This window comes from Salinactinospora qingdaonensis, from assembly GCF_039539445.1.
GTDB classification, from domain to species: Bacteria; Actinomycetota; Actinomycetes; order Streptosporangiales; family Streptosporangiaceae; genus Salinactinospora; species Salinactinospora qingdaonensis.
In genome coordinates this window covers 99,411-120,101 of sequence record NZ_BAABDD010000015.1, presented here as the reverse complement: position 1 = coordinate 120,101, position 20,691 = coordinate 99,411, and the positions used below count along the sequence as shown (strand labels likewise).

Sequence of the window (20,691 nt, the reverse complement as noted above, 5' to 3'; positions counted from 1 at the left end):
CACCCCAGGCTGCTGAGATCGCGAAGCGATCAAGGCACAAGCGACACCACACGAGCCAACCACCAGCAACCCCACACCGCAGACGCCACAACCACCGGTACGGACGCCACACCCCTATCCCGAGCACCACCTACAAAACCCCACCAACCACAGCCCACCCCAAGCTGCTGAGATCGCGAAGCGATCAAGGCACAAGCGACACCACACGAGCCAACCACCAGCAACCCCACACCGCAGACGCCACAACCACCGGTACGGACGCCACACCCCTATCCCGAGCACCACCTACAAAACCCCACCAACCACAGCCCACCCCAAGCTGCTGAGATCGCGAAGCGATCAAGGCACAAGCGACACCACACGAGCCAACCACCAGCAACCCCACACCGCAGACGCCACAACCACCGGTACGGACGCCACACCCCTATCCCGAGCACTACAGCAGCCGCCGGGAGGGTGGGCGGGTGGGGGACGATCGTTCGTCCCCCACCTGCGATCACTCGCTGTCAGCGGCCTTGCTGTCAGCGGTGCGCGAGGCCACGCGCGTGCTCGGCGCGCCGTGGCAGCGCTTGAACTTCTTTCCTGAGCCGCACGGGCAGGCGGCGTTGCGCGGAACGTTGGTGTACTGCTCGTCGGTGGTCTCCCGACGGCGCTCAGTCTCGCCGCGCTCGTTGGGCGCACTGTATTGCAACTGGCTCGGCTTGTCCTCACCGAAGCCGGGCACCACCACGTCGGGGCCCGACTGCGCCTCGCCGCCCTCGGCTTGGGCCGCGCCGGCGGCCTGCGAAGTGTCCGTGGCCGCGGGCTGCTCCCCGCCCTCGCCGGTGTCCTCCTCGCCTTCGGTGCCCTCGGCCTCTCCAACGGCCGTGCCGGCGGCACCAGCGGCGGAGTCGTCAGTGACGAGAGCCGACTGCGCGGTGGCCGCCGCACCCTGGGCGGTGACCTCCGGGGCGCCGGAGGAGCGGCGGACCTGGACATCGACGTTGTAGAGGAAGCCGACCGACTCTTCCTTGATGCCTTCCAGCATCTCCTGGAACATGTCGTAGCCCTCCCGCTGGTACTCGATCAGCGGGTTGCGCTGGGCCATGGCGCGCAGGCCGATGCCTTCTTGCAGGTAGTCCATCTCGTAGAGGTGCTCGCGCCACTTGCGGTCCATGACCTGGAGGATGACGCGGCGCTCGACCTCGCGCATGGTCTCGGAGCCGAGCTCTTCCTCCCGACGCGCGTAGGCGGCGTGGGCGTCCTCGCGGACCCGGTGGGAGATCAGGTCGGCAGTGATCGCGCTCAGGTCACCGCCGTTTTCGTCAATCAGCTCGTCGGCGGTGAAGCTGATGGGGTAGACCTGTTTGAAGGCTTTCCACAGCCGGTCGAGGTCCCAGTCCTCGGCGTCGCCCTCGGCCGTGGCCAGCCGGATGTAGCCTTCGAGCACGTCGTCGATCATCGAGTCGACCTGTTCCTTGAGGTCGGCTCCCTCAAGCACCCGGCGGCGCTCGGCGTAGATGACCTTGCGCTGCCGGTTGAGGACCTCGTCGTACTTCAGGACGTTCTTACGGGTCTCGAAGTTTTGCTGCTCGACCTGGCCTTGGGCCGACTGGATGGCCTTGCTGACCACTCCCGACTCGATGGGCTGGTCCTCAGGGATGCTGAGGCGCTCCATGATGACCTCGACCCGCGCGCTGTTGAACAGCCGCATGAGGTCGTCTTGCAGCGAAAGGTAGAAGCGTGAGGCGCCGGGGTCGCCCTGGCGGCCGGAACGGCCCCGGAGCTGGTTGTCGATGCGGCGCGACTCGTGGCGCTCGGTACCCAGCACGTAGAGGCCACCCGCCTCGACGACCTGCTCGTGCTCGCTTTCGACCTCTTTCTTGGCCTTCTCCAGCGCCTCGGGCCACGCCTCCTCGTACTCCTCGGGAGTCTCCAACGGCGTCAGGCCGCGTGCATGGAGTTCCTCGTCGGCGATGAAGTCGGGGCTGCCGCCGAGCATGATGTCGGTACCGCGGCCCGCCATGTTCGTGGCGACCGTGACCGACTTGAGCTTTCCGGCACGCGCGATGATCGACGCCTCACGCGCGTGGTTCTTTGCGTTGAGGACCTCGTGGGCGACGCCGCGCCGTTTCAGCATCTTCGACAACAGTTCGGACTTCTCGACGCTGGTGGTTCCCACCAGCACCGGCTGGCCCTTCTCGTGGCACTCGGCGATGTCGTCGACGACCGCCTCGAACTTGGCCTCCTCGGTCTTGTAGACCATGTCCTTGAGGTCTTCGCGGATCATCGGCTCGTTGGTGGGGATGGGCACCACGCCGATGCCGTAGGTCTGGTTGAACTCGGCCGCCTCGGTCGTGGCGGTACCGGTCATGCCGGCGAGCTTGTCGTAGAGGCGGAAGTAGTTTTGCAGGGTGACCTTGGCCAAGGTCTGGTTCTCGTCCTTGACCTTCACCCCCTCCTTGGCCTCAATGGCTTGGTGCATGCCCTCGTTGTAGCGGCGCCCGGAGAGGACACGGCCGGTGAACTCGTCGACGATGAGGACCTCGCCCTCGCGGACGATGTACTCCTTGTCGCGCCGGTAGAGCTCCTTGGCCTTCAGCGCGTTGTTGAGGAAGCTGATGAGTGGCGTGTTGACCGACTCGTAGAGGTTCTCGATGCCCAGCCAGTCCTCGACCTTGGCCACGCCGCTCTCGGTGATACCGACGGTGCGCTTCTTCTCTTCGACCTCGTAGTCGACGTCTTTGCGCAGCCGCGGTGCGATTTTGGCGAATTCCTGGTACCAGCGGGAGTTCTGCTCGGCAGGGCCGCTGATGATGAGAGGGGTACGGGCCTCGTCGATGAGGATGGAGTCGACCTCGTCGAGGATCGCGAAATGGTGGCCGCGCTGCATACAGTCGTCGATGGACAGCGCCATATTGTCGCGCAGGTAGTCGAAGCCGAACTCGTTGTTGGTGCCGTAGGTGACGTCGGCGGCGTATGCCTTGCGGCGATCGGCGCCGGTGACCTCGGGGGCGATGACCCCGACTTCCAAGCCCAGGAAGTGGTAGATACGCCCCATGTTCTCGGCGTCGCGCCGGGCCAGGTAGTCGTTGACGGTGACGACGTGCACGCCGTCGCCGGTGAGCGCGTTGAGGTAGACGGCGAGTGTCGAGGTGAGCGTCTTACCCTCACCGGTTTTCATCTCGGCGATGTTGCCGAAGTGCAGCGCCGCTCCACCCATGAGCTGAACGTCGAAGTGGCGCTGTCCCAGCGTCCGTTTGGCTGCCTCCCGCACGGTGGCGAAGGCTTCCGGCATCAGGTCGTCTAGAGATTCGCCGTCTTGGTACCGCTGCCGGTACTCGTCGGTGAGTTCACGTAGCTCGGTGTCACTCAGATCGACGAAGTCATCCTCGATCGAGTTGATCTGGTCCTTGATTTTCTTAAGCCTGCGCAGGATCTTTCCTTCGCCCGCGCGGAGGACCTTGTCGAGTATGGCTGGCACTTCCTATGCGCTCCTCGCAGATCGTGGCCCGCAGTCCGGGGGCGGGAACGGATCCTTCTACCCCAGTCCTCCATCGTAGATGAACTGATTACCTTACTGGCCCTTCCAATGATCCGTCCTCCGTCAAGTCCTAGCGGGACTCGCGCGGGCACCGCTGGTGTTTATCTCCGAAAACTCCGGTAACTGCGGAGGTAAAGGCGTGGGGACGCCCTGGAGTTGAGGAGGGTGCATGGCCCACCGCAATCGCAACACGCGCTATATCCGCGGATTCCAGCCTGAAGGCGGCCAACTGGCCCAAACCAGCAACCATCGTGGTCGACCGGCCTCATGGGTGGCCGTCGTCCTGATCGCCCTCGGTTTCGCCTTGACGGGGATCGCGCTGCCGCTATGGCCGGCCTGGTGGCTCCTGGGAGCTGGAGTGATCGCGATGTTCATCGGCGCCGTGCTGAGCTTGGTGGCCGACATCTTCACCGATGTCGTGCTGGACAAGCCCCATTACGCACCGGAGGAATCCCACGGCACCCCGCTGCACCGGATCAAGGAGATCGAGCGCGAGCAGGATACGGAGCCTCCCTCCGCACAGTGACGGCGACGCGGGGGGCGGGACCGCCGCCTCCCGCCGAATCCCCCGCCGGCCTCTCGTGGCCCCTTCCCGAGGGGCCACGTCCTGTCTCCGGAGCGGGCGCTTGGCTACTCCACATCCAGGAGCTTCTCGCGCACCGCATAGACCGCGGCCTCCATACGGGAGTGCATCTGGAGCTTCTCCAAGATGTTGCGCACGTGGTTCTTGACCGTGTTCTCAGAGATGACCAAGCGGTGGGCGATATCGCGGTTGTTGCGGCCCCGAGCCACGTGGCGCAACACCTCGCATTCCCGGTCGGTCAATCGGGGCACCGGCACCTGGGAAGGGCGGGCGGTGTCCTTTCGAGCGAGCGCGGCGAACTCACCGATGAGCTTGGTGGCCATAGAGGGGTTGATGAAGGACTGGCCGCCGTAGACCGCGCGTACCGCCTCGGGCAACTCGTCGATGGCGAGTTCCTTGAGCAGGTATCCCGTGGCGCCGGCCTTGAGCGCCTCGAAGAGGTCGGCTTCCTCGTCGCTGATCGTCAACATGACGATTTTGGCACTGGGCACAGCGTCCTTGATACCGGCGCAGGCCGTGATACCGCTGCTACGGGGCATCCGCACGTCTAACAGCACCACATCGGGCAGCAAATCGGCCGCGTGGGCCACCGCCTGGTCACCGTCGGCAGCCTCGCCGACCACATCGAGACCGGGCTCTTCTGCCAAGACAGAGACCAGGCCGCGCCGGAAGAAAGCGTGATCGTCGACGACGAGCACCTTGATGGGCTCGCCAGGAGTGGGGGGAGTCCCGCTCACGACTGGTTGTCCCTTTCTCCCGTGGGGGCGGGGAGACATCGGGGGCACACCCGCTCGATAAGGGCATGAGCCTTCGCGCAGTGACGCGGGGACACCGATATGCCCGTGTCGCTGCCCTGTTTTCAGATACGTGGTCGTCAATTGTGGAGAACGGACACACGGGAGGCGCGCCGCCGTGAAAAACCCGGTTCTGGCGCGCCCCACCGTCTTTCTTTAACCGCTGAGACTATTCGATGAGGCGCAGCACGCCGTAATTGAAACCTTTACGGCGGTAGACGACGCTGGGAACGTCGCTCTTCTCGTCGTGGAACAAGTAGAAATCGTGGCCGACGAGCTCCATTTCCAACAACGCCTGATCGATGCTCATAGGTTTGGCACGGTGGAATTTCTCGCGGACGATGAGCGGGTTGCCGCCTTGGGTGTCGAGTTCGAGGTCGTCGTCGCCGAAGGCGCTGTCCAACGCGACGCCGTCGATCTCCTCCTCGTGCTCCGGGACGGCCTCGGATTCGTCCGCCGCGGATGGGTCGGATGGGGGGGCGCTGGCCACGTTCGCCGAAAGACCGGAGTTGGCTAGGTCGGCTGTAGCAGCCGCGACAGATACGGGGGTACGACTTCCACTGTGCACCTTGCGACGATCGGCGTCCCTGCGCAACCGAGCCTCAATGCGGTCCAAGGCGAGGTCGAGTGCGGCGTAGCGGTCGTCGGCTGCGGCTTCCCCACGGACGACGGGGCCGCTGGACCGCATGGTGAGTTCGATGCGCTCGCGCTGGTTGGCGAGCCTGGGGTTGCGCTCCTTGGAGACCTCCACATCGACGCTCATGCCTTTTCGCTCCCACTTGGAGAGCTTGTTCAGCTTCGTCTCGACGTGCTGCCGGAACTTGTCACTGACATGTGTACGCCGACCCTTGACGGTGATGTCCACAAGACCCCCTTTATCGCATGGCCACCACGGCGGATGGCCCAGCTTGTGCCATGTGCCCACCGAAAGCGGCGGGCATCATCTACGGAGCCCCTCCTCTCCGTCATCGGTCATCGCTGGTAAGGGCTGTGCTTTGAAACCCGTATACCCAATGGGTCAACAATATTCACTCACGTTTCAGCCCCTCCAGCATTATTTGTCGACGGTGCCGCTGCCAGGGCGCTCGCCCCGGCAGCGGCATGGGGGCCACCCATCCGGCCGACCTGGTCTTCGTCCCCACATCCGCCTGCTGAGGGGCTCGCAGCGCTTGAGCACCACTACTGCCCTTCTCCCGTTTGTGAGGGACATCCGGTCCCCGGACGGGGCAGGACTTACCTCTAAGCCGCACCGTGATCGGTCGACCAAAAGTCGCCTTACGTGGGCCGTTTCGCCTGCGGCTGGCATCGGCTTGCCAGACACGGAGCCTACTGAGCAGGCGCCGCGCCTAGCGCAACCACGGACCCGGATGGGTGTGCCCCATGACTGGAACGCTAACCCCTTATTCACCGAATGTCAGGAGTGTTGTGGGAGAACATTGCCCAGCCGCTCCCACCAGCGGTGAAGGGAGGGCCGTCGAATGGCGCCCACGCCGTGAGGTCGAAGGGGCGGTGGAGGCGGCGATCCGACTCACCATCGCGCCCGAACACGCTCAGCGAGCACTGCGACACTACCGGCATCGGCCCCCGCTTCCGTCAACGCGCGAGCGGCCTCGGCCACGGTGGCGCCCGTGGTGAGCACGTCGTCAACGACGATGACCCGCCGGTGGCGCACCCGGCGGACAGCGCTCCGAGGGACCGTGAGCGCCCCAGCCAGATTGGCACGGCGCGCCGTGATGTCGAGACCGACCTGATCGGCGACGCGGCGGGTGTGGCGCAACACGGGAACCACCGCGGTGGCCGGCCACCGCCGACGCAGCCGCGACGCCGCCGACATGGCCAACAACCGGACCGGGTCGTAGCCGCGACGCCGCAGCGCGTGCGGCCGGGCGGGCACGGGCACGAGCAACGGTGCGGCCTGCCGTGGCCAAGCACGCCCGGCGACGGCGGCGAGAGCGGCCCCGAGGGGCACTGCCAGCCCACGGCGTCCTCGATCCTTGTAGGCCAGCACAATCTCGCGCACGCGACCGGCGTAAGGGCCGGCGGCCCAGGCCGGCGGGCAGCCGGGTCTGGGGTGGCAGGGCGCGGGAGCGCGGGTGCACACCTCCAGGCACCGCGTGCACAAGGGGACGCCGCTGTGGCGACAGCCGGCGCAGCTCTCGCGCAAGACGAGATCGAGGAGGCAGGACAGCAGAGCGGACAAGGTGGACAGGGTGGGCAAGGCGACCATGCCCCCATCGTGTGGCCGCCGCGGTCGCACCCGCCACTCCGGCTGTCTCCCTGTGGATAACCCGCCGGCGGAAACGCTAGGTTCTGTTCTCCGAACGGCTGGGGTGTGGTGCCGTGGAGGTGTTCGCCGTCTCGCTCGTGCCCCGATCGTCGCGCGATCTCGCCACCCCGCGAGAGCGACAGCGGAAGCACTCACCCGCGTGCACCCACCGCCCGCCCTCGCCTAAAAACAGCACCTAACCGGGGTAGATCGGGTTGGTGCCGTCAGTCATGCGCTGCCATGTCACCCGATCGTTGGTCAGCCACACGTGGTCGTTCTCCACGCCGGAGAGCATCGGCTCGCCTGGGGCGGCGGCGATGCTCTTCATATCGGTACCGGGAGTGGCGCTGGCGCTGGTCGATTCGGTACTGCCGTCCAGGGAGACGAGGTAGGCCTTGACGGAGTCGATTTCCTTGCTGCCCAAAACGGCGAGCTGGTCGGCGCCGCGCCAAGAGAGGTCGAAAACCCCGGTGAGGTCGGTGGCCAACGGCAGGAACTGCTGGGCGGCGACGGTGCCCTCGCTGTGGACCACCCGCCCCACGAGCAGGCGGCTCTCCTCATCCTCGGTGGTGATGGCCGCGACCCGGACACCGTCGCGCGAGGCGCGCAGCTCAGTGACTCTGGTGCTTTCCAGGTGGGGCGCTGCCACCTGCACCGGATCGATGCCGTCGCGCAGCAGCCACACCCGGCTGCGTTCGGTGTTCTCGGCCGTGTCCGGGCTGGGTTGGGCGCTGGCGTCGCGGTCGGTGTTGTCGTCGGCGTCGGCCGCTGACTGCGGCTCCTCGCCCTCCTCCTCGCTGTCTTCGGAGAGGTCCTCCACCACCCAGAGGTTGCCGTAGCCGTCCCACGACAGGGCGGAGTACTCTCCCTGGCCGAGGACGGTGGCGTAGGTGCTGCCGGCGCTGATGTCGGAGACGACGACCTTCCCCTGGCCGGTGACGCCGGCGACCTTGTCTTCGGCGAGGGCGATGGCGTGGCGCTCCAGCGGCAGGGCGCCTTGCCCCAGGGCGCCTGGGATCGGCTCCTCCTGCTGCTCGTCGTCGAGCGACCACAATTGACCGTCACGCATGAAGTAGGCGTGCAGGTCACCGTTGACCCCGGAGGGGTTGACGGAGTTCCAGACCTCGCTGCCGGCGCGCAGGACGTCGGCGCCGGTGTCGGGCATCAGGACCTCCTCGTCGCCGATACGCAGGACGAGCTCCTGGATTTCGGGGATCTGCTTGAGGGTCCAGATGAGCTGGGCGGCCATGTCGACGCGGCCATCCGAGCCGGTTGCCGCCGCCTCGTTGCTGAGCTGGACAGTGACGCGGCCGGAGTCGAACTCCACCTCGGCGCGGGTGTCTTCGGGAAAGGCCGAGCGCACCGCCGAGGACAGCCACGGCGTGGGGCCGTCCACCAGCATCTGCGACAGGGTCCGCGACAACTGGGCGGGCAGGTCACTGGCGGGCTGCACGGGCAAGAAGATCGGGTCGGGCACGAGGGAACTGCGGTCGCGGTTGAAGAAGTAGAGGTTGAGCGGCCGGTACACGCGGTCGATGTCGCGCCGGCTAAGCAGCAGCTCGTCGGGCAGTTCCGATATGCGCCACTCCCCTTCGACCTTGGCCAGCTCGAAGGTGACGTCGATGAACTCCTCCGGGCTGGCGGGCATGTACTGGCCGGTGGCCTCGATCGTGGCGACGCGGCGCGTGCGCATGCGCACGTTGGCGCTTTGGCCGTCGTTTGCGGTGGTCGTCTCAAGGACGACGGAGTCGAGCCCCTCGTAGACCCACACCGTGCCGTTGGGCTGCCATGCGTCGTGGCGCTGGGGCGTCATGTAGGACCGTGCCGCCCGGTAGTCCTCGTCAAAGCTGCCCATGTCGCGCAGGAAACCGCGGATGAGCCCGTTCTCCCCGACCCCGTCTTGCGGACCGGCGGCCAGCAACTGTACGTAGGTGCCGCCGTGGCCGGCGCCATCGTCGCCTCCGGCGCCTTTGACGACGGGCCCACCGGTGGGCACGGTCGCGCAGGCTGTAAGGGGAGCGAACAGGCACAGCGCCGAGGCTGTCGTCACGAGCCGCAGGTGCCGTTTCCGGGTCACGGCGTCTCCCCCAGACTTCCCGACCAGGTCGTCTCAACCTCCTGCGGCGCGTAAGCCGGCTCGACGGAGGAGGGAGAGACCTGGTGTGGCGAGCGGGTACGGGTGATCGTCATCTCCAGCGGCGCCAGCGGCAGGGGAGATCCACGCAGCTCGGCGCCGGACTTGCGCGGCAGGGACAGCCGGAACTGCGAGCCCTTGCCCGGCATCCCCCACGCCTGGAGCCAGCCGCCGTGCAGCCGCGCGTCCTCCTTGGCGATCGGCAACCCCAGACCGGTGCCGCCTGTGGTACGGGTCCGCGCGGGATCGGCCCGCCAGAACCGGTCGAAGCACAGGTGTTCCTCGCCCTCCTTCAGGCCGACGCCGAAGTCGCGCACGGCCACCGCGACCGCGTCGCGGTCGCCGGCCGCGGTCACGACCACGTCTTTGCCCTCGCTGTGCTCGATGGCGTTGACGATGAGGTTGCGCAGGATGCGGTTGATGCGGCGGCCGTCGAACTCGGCCACGCACGGCTCGGCCGGCAGGCGCAGCACCACCTTGATGCCGCGGCGCTCGGCGATCTGCTCCGCGTCCCCCACGGCCTTCATGACGGCGTCGCGGATGTCGAGGCGCTCGATGGTCAATGTGGCCGCACCCGCGTCGTGCCTGCTGATCTCCAGCAGGTCCCCAAGCAGCTCCTCGAAGCGCTCCAGTTGGCTTTGCAGCAGCTCCACCGGCCGACGCATCGTGGGGTCGAAATCCTCGCGCTCTTCGTAGAGCAGGTCACCGGCCATGCGCATGGTTGCTAGCGGGGTGCGCAGCTCGTGGGAAACGTCGGAGACGAACTGGCGCTGCACTTGGGACAGCTCCTCCAGTTCCCGGATCTTCTCCTGCAAGTTGCCGGCCATGTCGTTGAAAGACATCGCCAGCCGGGCGAGATCGTCCTCGCCGCGCACCCGCATCCGTTCCGAGAGGTCGCCCGAGGACAGCTTCTCGGCCGAGCTGGCCGCCTGGCGCACCGGGATGACCACCTGCCGGGTAACGACGTAGGCGATCGCGGCCAGCAGCAGGATCAGTGCCGACGCCACCAGCACCAGGGTGCGCTGGACCAGGTCCAGCATGTCCTGCTCATGGTCGAGCGGGAACAGGTAGTACAGCTCGTAGGCGCTGGAGAGCTGCGCACCCACGGCCAAGCCGGGTTCGCGCGAGCCGTCGTCCCGGACGATCTCGGTGTAGCGCTGGTACTGCGCCTCGGGCTCGGTGCTGTTTTGCACCTGCTCGCGCAACTGCTCGGGCACGCTGGTTTTTTCGACATCGTTGGTGACCCGACCGTTGAGGCCACCGACCATCGGCAGGATCGCCACCTCGTAGAGTCCGGTCTGGCCGCTGCGGTCCCCGAGCGCCTTGGCGATGTCGTCGAGTTGGCCCTCGCGCTCGGACTGGTCGCTGTCCTGCATCACGTTGAGGGCGTAGGTCAGGCCCGCGTGGTGGTCGTTGAGCGCCGCGTTCTGCTTCGCGTCGAGCAGGCCGGCCTGCACCTGCTGCATGAGGAAGAAGCCGAGTACAGCGGTGACGAACGCCGAGATGACCAACGTGGTGGTGACCACGCGCAGTTGCAGCGAACGCCGCCAGCGGCTGTGCACCCCGCGCACTAGCCCGCGCGCGAGGCGCTGCGCAGTGAGATAGCCCTGACGCAGCGCGTAGCCGAGGCGGTGCAGGCGAGAGGGGACAGCGGACTCGCCCTCGTGCGAGTGCGCCGTCTTTGTGTCCGCTGTGTCCGCGGCGGTGGCCGACACCGGTGCCGTCACCGCCCGGATCAGGCCGTCCCGGCCTTGTAACCCACGCCACGCACAGTGACCACGACCTCAGGGTGTTCGGGGTCCTTCTCGATCTTGGCGCGCAGCCGTTGGACGTGGACGTTGACCAAGCGCGTGTCGGCGGCGTGCCGGTAGCCCCACACCTGTTCGAGCAGGACCTCGCGGGTGAACACCTGCCGGGGTTTGCGGGCCAGCGCCACGAGGAGGTCGAACTCCAGCGGCGTCAGGCTGATAGGACGGCCGTCGCGACGCACTGCGTGGCCGGCGACGTCAATAGTGATGTCCCCGATCTGCAAAACCTCAGGTGCGGGCTCCTCGGTGCGGCGCAGCCGCACCCGGATGCGAGCCACCAACTCCTTGGGCTTGAACGGTTTGATGATGTAGTCGTCAGCGCCGGACTCCAGCCCAAGCACGACGTCGACGGTGTCGCTTTTCGCGGTCAGCATGACAATGGGCACACCGGACTCGGCTCGGATCTGGCGACACACGTCAATACCGTCGGCGCCGGGCAGCATGAGGTCCAGCAGCACGAGATCGGGCTTGGTCTCCCGAAACGCCTCCATCGCCTTGTCGCCGTCGTGTACGAACGACGGCTCGAAGCCTTCGCCTCTGAGGACGATGCCCAGCATCTCGGCGAGAGCGAGGTCGTCATCGACGACCAGTACGCGTCCCTTCATCGTTTTTCCGGCACTCATCGACATCCCCCGGTGGGGCGATGGAACGAGCGCCCTCTCCTTTCCGGACACTCAAGCGGCACAACTTCGGTCTCTTCCGCCGGGCCCCCACATGGAGTGACCATCCAAACTCAACCTTGCCATTATCCGAGGCGCCATCGCGTGTGGTCGATTCCGATGGCCACGCAAAGCGACTATGGCGCCACGCGCGCATGTCCTAACCCGGTCCCACGCACACCCTGCCGCTTGACCCGCTGTTTCGTCCAGAGCAAAGGGTGGCTGATGCCGGCTTTAACCTCGCATGTGGCACGGTCGTCCAGATAACGAAAGCATACAAAAAGAATGAACGGTATTGGGTCGCTGATAAGTGGTGTAACGAGTCTTGGGACGAGATCCGACGCCGGTAGGTTGAAGCTGAACGGATACGACCCATGCACGGCCTCACACCTTTGCTCCGGCAAGCCCCTGGCGCCGTGCGGATGAGCGAGACAGGAGGCTCGGGATGACCCAGGACGACGGCCGGAGCGCGTGGGGTTCCCGTGATCCCCGTGACCCCGAGGCCCCGTCTCCGGGGTGGTCCGCCCCCGGTGGCCCTCCCCCGGCCGACGGCGAGTCGCCTCCCGACAGCGGCCACCCCCCCTATGGCTCACCTGACCCCCACAACGCTGCCGGCGCGGGTGGCTGGCAACCGCCCGCCGGCCCTCCCCCACCCGGCGGCTCCCCCCCGTACGGCTCCTATCCCCCGGGAGGCGGGCCGCCACGCCCGCCGGCCCCCCGTCCCGGTGTGATCGCGCTGCGCCCCCTCACCTTGGGCGACATCTTCAACGGCGCGTTCAGCTATATCCGCGCCAACCCCAAGGCCACCCTGGGGCTGGCGGTGATCATCATGGCCATCGCCGCCATCCTGCCGACCCTGGGCTTCTCCTCAGTGTCGCAAAGTTACGCCGACTGGATCGATCAGGCGACCGCTCCGACGAGCCAGCCTTCCGAACTCGGCCCCGTCCCCTTCTCCACATTCGGCCTGATCAGCCTCTTCGGTGGCGCGTTGATCGAGCTCGTCGCGAGGCTAGTCCTGAGCGGCCTGCTGGCGATGGTGTGCGGACTGGCCGTCGTGGGCCGACACCTCTCGCTGGGCGAGGCGGTACAAGCCGTGCGCCCCAGGATCGGCGCGATCCTGGGACTGGGCGGGGTGATGTTCCTGCTTTCTGTGGCATGGATACTGGCCCTGGTGGCGCTCTTCTTCGTCGTGGCCACGCTCGGCTTCCTGCTCGAGGGCGCCGGTGCGGTTCTCGGCGTGCTGCTGACCTTGGCGGGCCTGGCGGTGATGGTGGTGCTGGGCGCGTGGATCTACGTCAAGCTCGCCTTGGCGATGCCGATCGTGGTCCTGGAACGTCTCGGCCCCTTCCAAGCGCTGGGACGCTCCTGGCGGTTGACGGCGAACAGCTTCTGGCGCGTGTTCGGCATCCTGCTCCTGGCCCAGATCCTTGTGACCATCGTCGCCAACATCTTGTCGATCCCGTTCTCGATCGTGCCGAGCCTCGCCGCGCTGGGGATGTCGGATTCGGCATGGCTGGTGGTCCTTGAGAGCGCCTCGATCTTCGTGGGCTCGGTGCTCGCCGGAGCGGTCACCGGACCGTTCGTCGCCGGTGTGACAGCGCTGCTTTACGTGGATCTGCGCATGCGCCGCGAAGGGTTGGACCTGAAACTGCAAACCGCCACCCAATCCGGCCGGCACGTCGACGCCGACATCTACCTGCCCGACCCCGCGCCCGGCGGCATGGCCGCTCCCGGCGGAGGCGCCGGTTGATCGGACGGGACGAGGGCTCCCGACTGGCCCGAGACGAACTAGCCGAGCCCGAGTACGGCAACGCCGAGCCAAGCCTGATCGAAATCATCTACACCCGGATCATGGAGTGGCTGGCGGAGGTGCTGAACGGGGCCAGCCGGGCGCTGCCCGGCGGGTGGTGGACGCTGGCCCCGCTGCTGGTGACCGCGGCACTGCTGGTGATCGCTCTGATCGTCTACAACCGGCCCACGCGGCGGGCACGGCGCCGGGGGGCGCTCGTCGACACCGACGCGCCCCTGACGGCACGCGACCACCGCGACCGCGCCGAAGAGCACGCGCGCAACGGCACCTACGGCGAAGCCATCCGGGAGCGGCTGCGCGCCATCAGCCGCGAACTGGAGGACCGGGCCGTGGTCACCCCCCGCCCTGGACGCACCGCCACCGAGTTGGCCATGGCCGCCGGTCACGCACTGCCCGAACACCGTGACGCGCTCAACGCGGCGGCCGGGGTGTTCAACGAGGTCTGCTACGGCGAGCGCGCGGCCACGGCAGCGGGCTACCATCTGCTGCGCGACGTGGACGAGCAGGTGCAGCGGGCCGAGGTGAACATGGGACCCACGCCATGAGCGCCGCGCCGACCGCCCCCGCGCCCGAGTCGCCCTCGGAGTCGACGCAGATCAGCTCAGTCACCCCGGGACAACTATGGCGGCGTTGGCGCGGCCCGCTGGCGTTCGCCGCCGGACTCATCCTGATCGCCATCGTGGTATCGCTGGGTTCTCGACCGTTGCCCGCAGGCGACCTCGACCCCGATGCCCCCAACCCCACCGGTTCCCGGGCGTTGGCCCAGATCCTGGGCGAGCGCGGGGCCGAAGTCACCATCGCCCGCGATTCGGGCAGCGCCATCGACGCCGTGAGCGACACCCCCGACGCGCTCCTCCTCGTGGCGCACTCCCACCGGCTCACGGCCGAGGAGCTCACCCGACTGGCCGAGGCGCCGGGCCACCGACTGTTGATCCGGCCCACCACCCAGGCACTGGAACGGCTAGCGCCGGGCGTGACGGTCACGGGCCGCAGCGACGCCGAGGTTCTCACCCCGGAGTGCGCATTGGCGGCGGCCACCGCGGCGGGCGACATCGCGGTAGGCGGCACCCTGGTCAACGGCCCGTCGGTGCCCGCCGAGCTCTACACGGTCGACGACGGTGCCGCGTGCTACCCCGCTCCGGAGGAGAGCGGGAGCGCTCTGGTGCGCACCGACACCCAGGATCGAACGGTGACCGTGCTCGGCACCGGTGACCCGCTGCGCAACTTCGCCCTGGCCGAGCGCGGCAACGCGGCGCTGCTGCTCAACCTCGCGCTCGCGCCCGCAGCGGGGACCGGCAGCGACAGCGGCACCGCCGAGGAGCGCCACGTCGTGTGGCTGCTGCCCGATGTCCCAACACCGGGAGAGGAGCAGTCGCTGTGGTCACTGCTGCCGGACTCGGTCCCCCTCTCGTTGATCGCGCTGGTGCTGGCGCTGGCCCTGCTAGCGCTATGGCGGGGACGGCGCCTGGGGCCGCTGGTGGCCGAACGGCTACCGGTGGTGGTGCGCGCCGCTGAGACCACCGAGGGCAGAGCGCGGTTGTACACGGCGCGGCGGGCACGGGACCGGGCGGCGCTCGCCTTGCGCTCGGGGTGTCTCGAACGGATTCGACCCTTGGTGGAATTGGGTCCTGACGCTTCACCCGAGACCGTCGTCGAGGCAGTGGCCGCACGCACGGGAGAAGACCCGCGGCGGTTGGGCGAACTGCTCTACGGGGCGGGCGACTCCGAGGGCCACGACCCCTACAGCGCCGACGATCATGGCCTGGTGCGCCTGGCCGACGAACTCGACCGGGTCACCGACACCCTACGGTGACCCGGTGACCCCGAGCCGGCGACGGCCGCGACGACAATGTAGGAACGCCACAGACGTGAAAGAGGTACAGCAGCCGTGACCGTCCAGACCACCCCCGGGCAGCCACCGGCCGAGGAGGCGCGGGCGGCGCTCGTGGCCCTGCGCAACGAGGTCGCCAAGGCCGTCGTCGGCCAGGAGGAGACCGTGACCGGGCTCGTCGTGGCGCTGCTGTGCCGCGGCCACGTGCTACTGGAAGGCGTGCCCGGCGTCGCCAAGACGCTGCTGATCCGCACCGTGGCCGCCGCGCTCTCACTCGACCACAAACGGACCCAGTTCACCCCCGACCTGATGCCCGGGGACGTGACCGGTTCGCTGGTCTACGACAGCCGGACCGCCAAGTTCGAATTCCACGAGGGGCCGGTGTTCACCAACCTGTTCCTAGCCGACGAGATCAACCGGACCCCGCCCAAGACCCAGGCCGCGCTGCTGGAGGCCATGGAGGAGCGGCAGGTGACGATCGAAGGGGAGCCGCGCCCGCTGGCCGACCCCTTCGTGGTGGCGGCTACCCAGAACCCGGTCGAGTACGAGGGGACCTACCCGCTGCCGGAGGCCCAACTCGACCGGTTCCTGCTCAAGCTGGTCGTATCGCTGCCCCAGCGCGGCGAGGAGATCGACATGCTCAACCGGCACGCCGCCGGTTTCGACCCCAGCGACCTGGAGGCGGCCGGGGTCCGGCCCGTCGCCGGGGCGGCCGAGCTGCGCGCCGCGCGGGAGGCCGTGACCGGGGTTCGCGTGGCTCCCGAAGTGTTGGCCTACATCGTCGACATCTGTCGGGCCACCCGCGCCTCGCCGTCGCTGCAACTGGGCGCCTCCCCGCGCGGGACGACCGCACTGCTGCGCACCAGCCGGGCGTGGGCGTGGCTGTCCGGGCGCGACTACGTGACCCCCGACGACGTGAAGGCACTGGCGCGGGTGACGCTACGGCACCGGGTCGCCCTGCGCCCGGAGGCCGAACTGGAGGGCGCCACCGCCGACGGGCTGCTCGACGGCGTCCTCGCCGCCGTCCAGGTTCCCCGGTAGGGCGGGGTACTCATGGCGATCACCGGCCGGGCGGTACTGCTGGCCTTCGCGGGCGTGGCCGCGGTCCTCATCGCCGGCGGCGCGGGCCCGTGGGTGCTATGGGGGATGACCGGGCTGCTGGCCGCTCTCCTGGCCCTGGACCTGCTGCTGGCCGCCAGCGCGCGCCAGGTGCGCTTCGAGCGCGAGGGAGACACGTCGGTGCGGCTCGGGGAGAGCGCGACCGTGGGACTGCTGGTGCGCAACGGCAGCCGGCGCCACCTACGCGCCCGTATCCGCGACGCATGGCCCCCCAGCGCCGAGGCGCACCCCGCATCAAGCACGGTCACGATCCCCCGCGGCGGGACACGGCGGCTCCAGACCACGTTGACGCCGGTACGGCGCGGCGACCAGCGCGCGGCCAGGGTCACCGTGCGCAGCGTCGGCCCGCTGGGCTTGGCGGCACGGCAGTGCACGCACACGGTGCCGTGGACGGTGCGGGCGCTGCCGCCCTTCCACAGCCGGCGGCACCTGCCCGGCAAGATTTCGCGGCTGCGCCAACTGGAGGGCCGCAACCTCGCCATGGTGCGGGGGCAGGGCAGCGAATTCGACTCGCTGCGCGAGTACGTGCCCGGTGACGACGTGCGCTCCATCGACTGGCGCGCCACGGCCCGGCGCGAGTCCGTCGTGGTGCGCACCTGGCGGCCCGAGCGCGACCGGCGCATCCTCGTCGTGCTCGACACCAGCCGCACTTCGGCCGGCCGGGTGGGCGACACGCCGCGGCTGGACCACTCGATGGACGCGGCCCTGCTGCTGGCCACTCTGGCCGCCCGGGCCGGCGACCGGGTGGACATGCTGGCCTTCGACCGCCAGGTGCGCGCCCGCGTGCGCAGCAGCGGGCGCGGGAGCGCCGTATCGGCGATGGTGCAGGCGATGGCGCCGCTGGAGGCCGCACTGGTGGAATCCGAGCCGGCGGGGCTGATCTCGGAGATCATGGGCCGGCACAGCCGCACCCGCCAGCTCGTGGTGCTGCTCACCGACCTCAACGCCGCGGCTATGGAGGAGGGGCTGCTGCCTCGGCTGTCCACGTTGACCTCGCGGCATTTGGTGCTCGTGGCCGCGGTGAGCGACCCGCGGGTGAGCGAGATGGCCCAGCGGCGCGGCAGCGCCCCCGCGGTCTACGAAGCGGCGGCGGCCGAGCGGACCCGCAGCGAGCGCCGCCGCGTCACCGCCGAGCTACGCCGCCGCGGCGTGGAGGTCGTCGACGCCGGGCCGGAGGCCATCGCCCTCGCGCTGGCCGACGCCTACATCTCGCTGAAGGCGGCGGGACGGCTGTAGCACCTCTCCTTGTGCGTAGCACAACGTCGCACCTCGACCTACGCTGAGAGTCACAAACGACGAGCCCGACAACGCGAATCTCAGACGAATCAGCCAGCGCGAGCTACGCAACAACAATGCTCAGACCCTGAACGACGTGGAAAAAGGGGAGAACTTCGTCATCACCCGCAACGGGACGCCAGTGGGCAAGGTTGTGCCGTTCCACGCGGAGGGCACGGGCACGACGGCACAGCTCTCCCACTGTTTCCCAGGGTGTTAGGCGACCTCAACCGGCCACGGGGGCGGTCTCGGGGCGGTGGGCGATGTCGCCCGTCTCCCCCTCGTGGACCGCCTTGCGGCCCAGCACGAAAACGTAGGCCAGGAACAGGGCCTCGGCAGCCACGCCGATGGCGATGCGCAGCCACGTGATGTGGACCCAGCCGGTGACGAACCCCTCGATGAGTCCCGAGACGAACAACACCACCACCAGCCCCAAAACGACAGCCATAGCCGCGCGTGCCTCCTCGGCCAGTGCTTGCAGGCGCGGACGCGGCCCCGGCGCGATCAGCGTCCACCCCAGCTTGATGCCGACCCCGGCCGCAACGAACACGGCGGTCAACTCCAGCAGCCCGTGCGGGATGATCAACCCCAGGAAGATGTCGCCCTTGCCGTGGGCAAACATCAGCCCCCCAGCGACGCCGAGGTTAGCGGCGTTTTGAGCCAGCACGTAGACGGTGGGCAGGCAGCCGAACACCCCGAGCACCAACGCCAGAGCCGACACCCAGGCGTTGTTGGTCCACACCTGGGCGGCGAACGAGGCGCCCGGGTGCTCCACGTAGTAGTTGGCGAAATCGTGCTCGACGTAGGCGCGGATCTCCTCAGGCGGACCGATCGCGGCCTGCACCTGCGGGTCGGCCATGATCCACACCGCGATCCCCGCGCCCAGCGCCAGCGACAGCAGCGCCGACCCGATCCACCACCAGCGCATCCGGTAGAGCACCGCCGGGAAAGTGCGCACGAAGAACCCGCTGACATCGCCCCAAGCGGAGGCGTGGGCGCCGGTAACCGCGGAACGACCGCGCGCCACGAGCCCCGACAGCCGCGCGGTGAGAGCGGGATCTTGCCCCGAGGAGCGCACGGTCGACAGGTGGGTGGCGGCGCGCTGGTACAGCTCGACCAGCTCGTCCACCTCCGGTCCGGTGAGTCGGCGGCGCCTGCGGATCAGCGCATCCAGGCGTTGCCATTCCAAACGGTGCGCAGTGGCGAAGACGTCGATATCCACGTGCCCGACTCTACTGGCGGAGCCGGTGTGGCACGGGGCGGCGCCGGGCGGGCGCGACGCGGTCCGAGGCGCGCGCGGGGCACGCGCGCTGCCAGACTGGGAAGAGGACAACTTCACGAGTCACGGGGAAAGAGGCGGTGGTGAGTTTGGCGGGCGCTAGTGGCGGTTACGGCGAATCGGGGCTGGTCACCGGCGACGCCGTGGTCATGGAGTTGCAGCCGGCAGGCTTCGCCAGCCGCATGGCCGCGTTTTTGCTCGACGTACTGATCCAGATCCTGCTGATGGTCGGGGCGCTGATCGCGATCGGGACCATCGGCTCCGAGCTGGACGAAGCGGCGACGGCGGCGGTGCAGATAACACTGACGGTGCTGATCCTCGTGGGCTACCCCGTAACCTTCGAGACGTTGTCGCGAGGACGTTCCCTGGGCAAGCTGGCTTTTGGGCTGCGCGTGGTGGGAACCGACGGCTCACCGGAGCGGTTCCGCCAGGCGCTGGCCCGCGGGCTGAGCGCCTTTGTGGAGATCTGGCTGGCTTCGGGGACGATCGCGCTCATCGTCTCGATGATCAACCCCAATGGCCGCCGGGTCGGGGACTTCCTGGCCGGCACCCTGGTCATGCAGGAGCGCACGAACCGTTCCCCCGAGGTGCCGATCATGATGCCGCCGCACCTGAGCGGGTGGGCCAGTTCAGCGGAGCTGTCCCGGTTGACACCCGAAGCGGCGGCCATGGCCCGCCAGTACGTGACGCGGTTCAACGAACTCACCGAGCAGGCCCGCTACGAGATGGGCAATCAGGTGGCCAACACCGTGGCGGGCATGGTGGCTCCTCCCCCGCCGCCCAACGTCTCGGCGTTGGAGTTCCTTTCGGCGGTCCTGGCCGAACGGCGCCGCCGCGAGGAGGCTCGACTGGGAAACCAGGGGCAGGCAGCGCCCGACCAGGCCGCGCCGGGTGCGCCCGGCCAGGGTCCGCCCGCCTGGCCCACGCAGCCGCCCCCGGCCCAGGGCGCCCCGCCCTGGCCGGGAGAACAGCATCCGGGCTGGCCGGGCCACGGCCACGCCGACTTTTCCGCGCAGCCCCCCCGAGGCTGGCCCGCGCAGCCGCCCCCGGACCCGCGCACGCAGGGCACGCCGGCTTGGCCCGGCTACGGCGCGCCGCAGTGGCACGCGCCGGGGCCCCCACCGCCGGGGCCGCCGTGGCCCGGACCTCACCCCGCCGCCCCGTACGGCCACGGGCAGGCCGTTCCAGACCCCTACGGGCAGAGCGCGCCGTATGGGAACGCGCCGGCGCCACCGCCGCCCCACGGGCAGCCCCCGCACGGCTGGTACGGGCAGGCCGCGCCCGGATGGCAGGGGCCGACAGGTGCCGAGGCGCCGGAGCAGGCCGCACCAGAGGCGCAGGAGCCCGGCCAGGACGCACCGTACTGGCCCGGCCGCCCGTTCGGGAGCTGACCGGGACGCATTCGGGAGACTCTGTGTGGGGGCCGTGCTCTGCACAACAACGACGGCGGACCGTTAGCGTGGTTGTGCCTCGGACTTCCCGGACGTTGCTGTGGCGCCCGGCACCGTGGTTGATCTCGGCTGACCGCTACACCATCGCTCGTGCCTCGATCGCTTCGCGATCTCGGCAGCTTCAGTGGCGGCGCGTGGTCGAGAGACAAAGCCATACAG

16 protein-coding genes are annotated in these 20,691 nt (G+C 68.6%); 8 read left to right on the top strand and 8 right to left on the bottom strand.

Annotated features, from left to right (window positions below; translation table 11 throughout):
- Positions 1–496: 496 nt before the first annotated feature.
- A complete protein-coding gene (gene secA / locus ABD848_RS16230) occupies positions 497–3,463 on the bottom strand; it encodes a preprotein translocase subunit SecA (protein ID WP_344972752.1) in 2,967 nt (988 codons plus the stop codon).
- Between the two features lie 229 nt (positions 3,464–3,692).
- Between secA and ABD848_RS16225 the strand changes: the two genes are divergently transcribed.
- Positions 3,693–4,049, top strand: a complete 357-nt coding sequence (locus ABD848_RS16225) for a hypothetical protein (protein ID WP_344972749.1) — start codon at positions 3,693–3,695, stop codon at positions 4,047–4,049.
- 104 nt (positions 4,050–4,153) lie between these two features.
- Here ABD848_RS16225 and ABD848_RS16220 read toward each other — a convergent pair whose 3' ends face one another.
- From ABD848_RS16220 to mtrA, 6 genes are all read right to left on the bottom strand, one after another.
- Complete coding sequence (locus ABD848_RS16220; protein ID WP_425567561.1) at positions 4,154–4,882, bottom strand: response regulator; 729 nt, start codon at positions 4,880–4,882, stop codon at positions 4,154–4,156.
- Positions 4,883–5,069: 187 nt separating this feature from the next.
- Entirely contained in the window at positions 5,070–5,765 is a 696-nt protein-coding gene (gene hpf / locus ABD848_RS16215; protein ID WP_344972746.1) for a ribosome hibernation-promoting factor, HPF/YfiA family, read from the bottom strand.
- Positions 5,766–6,428: 663 nt separating this feature from the next.
- A complete protein-coding gene (locus tag ABD848_RS16210; RefSeq protein ID WP_344972743.1) occupies positions 6,429–7,127 on the bottom strand; it encodes a ComF family protein in 699 nt (232 codons plus the stop codon).
- Between the two features lie 235 nt (positions 7,128–7,362).
- On the bottom strand, positions 7,363–9,243 hold the full coding sequence (locus tag ABD848_RS16205) for an LpqB family beta-propeller domain-containing protein (RefSeq protein ID WP_344972741.1): 1,881 nt from the start codon (positions 9,241–9,243) through the stop codon (positions 7,363–7,365).
- Positions 9,240–11,027, bottom strand: a complete 1,788-nt coding sequence (gene mtrB, locus ABD848_RS16200) for an MtrAB system histidine kinase MtrB (protein ID WP_344972739.1) — start codon at positions 11,025–11,027, stop codon at positions 9,240–9,242. Before mtrB ends, ABD848_RS16205 begins: the two co-directional genes overlap by 4 nt.
- Positions 11,028–11,035: 8 nt before the next feature.
- Positions 11,036–11,713 carry an MtrAB system response regulator MtrA gene (gene mtrA, locus ABD848_RS16195; RefSeq protein WP_344972737.1) on the bottom strand — a complete coding sequence of 226 codons (678 nt, stop codon included), beginning with the start codon at positions 11,711–11,713 and terminating at the stop codon, positions 11,036–11,038.
- 781 nt (positions 11,714–12,494) lie between these two features.
- Between mtrA and ABD848_RS16190 the strand changes: the two genes are divergently transcribed.
- The 6 genes from ABD848_RS16190 to ABD848_RS25030 all read left to right on the top strand — a co-directional run bounded on the left by ABD848_RS16190 (position 12,495) and on the right by ABD848_RS25030 (position 18,022).
- The gene (locus tag ABD848_RS16190; protein WP_344972735.1) at positions 12,495–13,517 is read left to right on the top strand and encodes a glycerophosphoryl diester phosphodiesterase membrane domain-containing protein; all 1,023 of its coding nucleotides are present in this window, start codon (positions 12,495–12,497) and stop codon (positions 13,515–13,517) included.
- Positions 13,514–14,122, top strand: coding sequence for a DUF4129 domain-containing protein (locus ABD848_RS16185; RefSeq protein ID WP_344972733.1), 609 nt, complete (start codon positions 13,514–13,516; stop codon positions 14,120–14,122). The genes ABD848_RS16190 and ABD848_RS16185 overlap by 4 nt, the downstream gene beginning before the upstream one ends.
- Positions 14,119–15,390, top strand: a complete 1,272-nt coding sequence (locus ABD848_RS16180) for a DUF4350 domain-containing protein (RefSeq protein WP_344972731.1) — start codon at positions 14,119–14,121, stop codon at positions 15,388–15,390. Before ABD848_RS16185 ends, ABD848_RS16180 begins: the two co-directional genes overlap by 4 nt.
- A gap of 75 nt (positions 15,391–15,465) precedes the next feature.
- A complete protein-coding gene (locus ABD848_RS16175; protein ID WP_344972729.1) occupies positions 15,466–16,449 on the top strand; it encodes an AAA family ATPase in 984 nt (327 codons plus the stop codon).
- A gap of 12 nt (positions 16,450–16,461) precedes the next feature.
- On the top strand, positions 16,462–17,763 hold the full coding sequence (locus tag ABD848_RS16170) for a DUF58 domain-containing protein (protein WP_344972727.1): 1,302 nt from the start codon (positions 16,462–16,464) through the stop codon (positions 17,761–17,763).
- A gap of 43 nt (positions 17,764–17,806) precedes the next feature.
- Positions 17,807–18,022, top strand: a complete 216-nt coding sequence (locus ABD848_RS25030) for a type II toxin-antitoxin system Phd/YefM family antitoxin (protein ID WP_425567564.1) — start codon at positions 17,807–17,809, stop codon at positions 18,020–18,022.
- A 6-nt stretch (positions 18,023–18,028) separates the two neighbouring features.
- Here the strand turns inward: ABD848_RS25030 and ABD848_RS16165 are convergent, their stop codons facing one another.
- Complete coding sequence (locus ABD848_RS16165; protein WP_344972725.1) at positions 18,029–19,024, bottom strand: stage II sporulation protein M; 996 nt, start codon at positions 19,022–19,024, stop codon at positions 18,029–18,031.
- A 140-nt stretch (positions 19,025–19,164) separates the two neighbouring features.
- On the opposite strand from ABD848_RS16165, the gene ABD848_RS16160 reads away from it, so the two are divergent.
- The gene (locus ABD848_RS16160; protein WP_344972722.1) at positions 19,165–20,472 is read left to right on the top strand and encodes an RDD family protein; all 1,308 of its coding nucleotides are present in this window, start codon (positions 19,165–19,167) and stop codon (positions 20,470–20,472) included.
- Positions 20,473–20,691 lie beyond the last annotated feature (219 nt).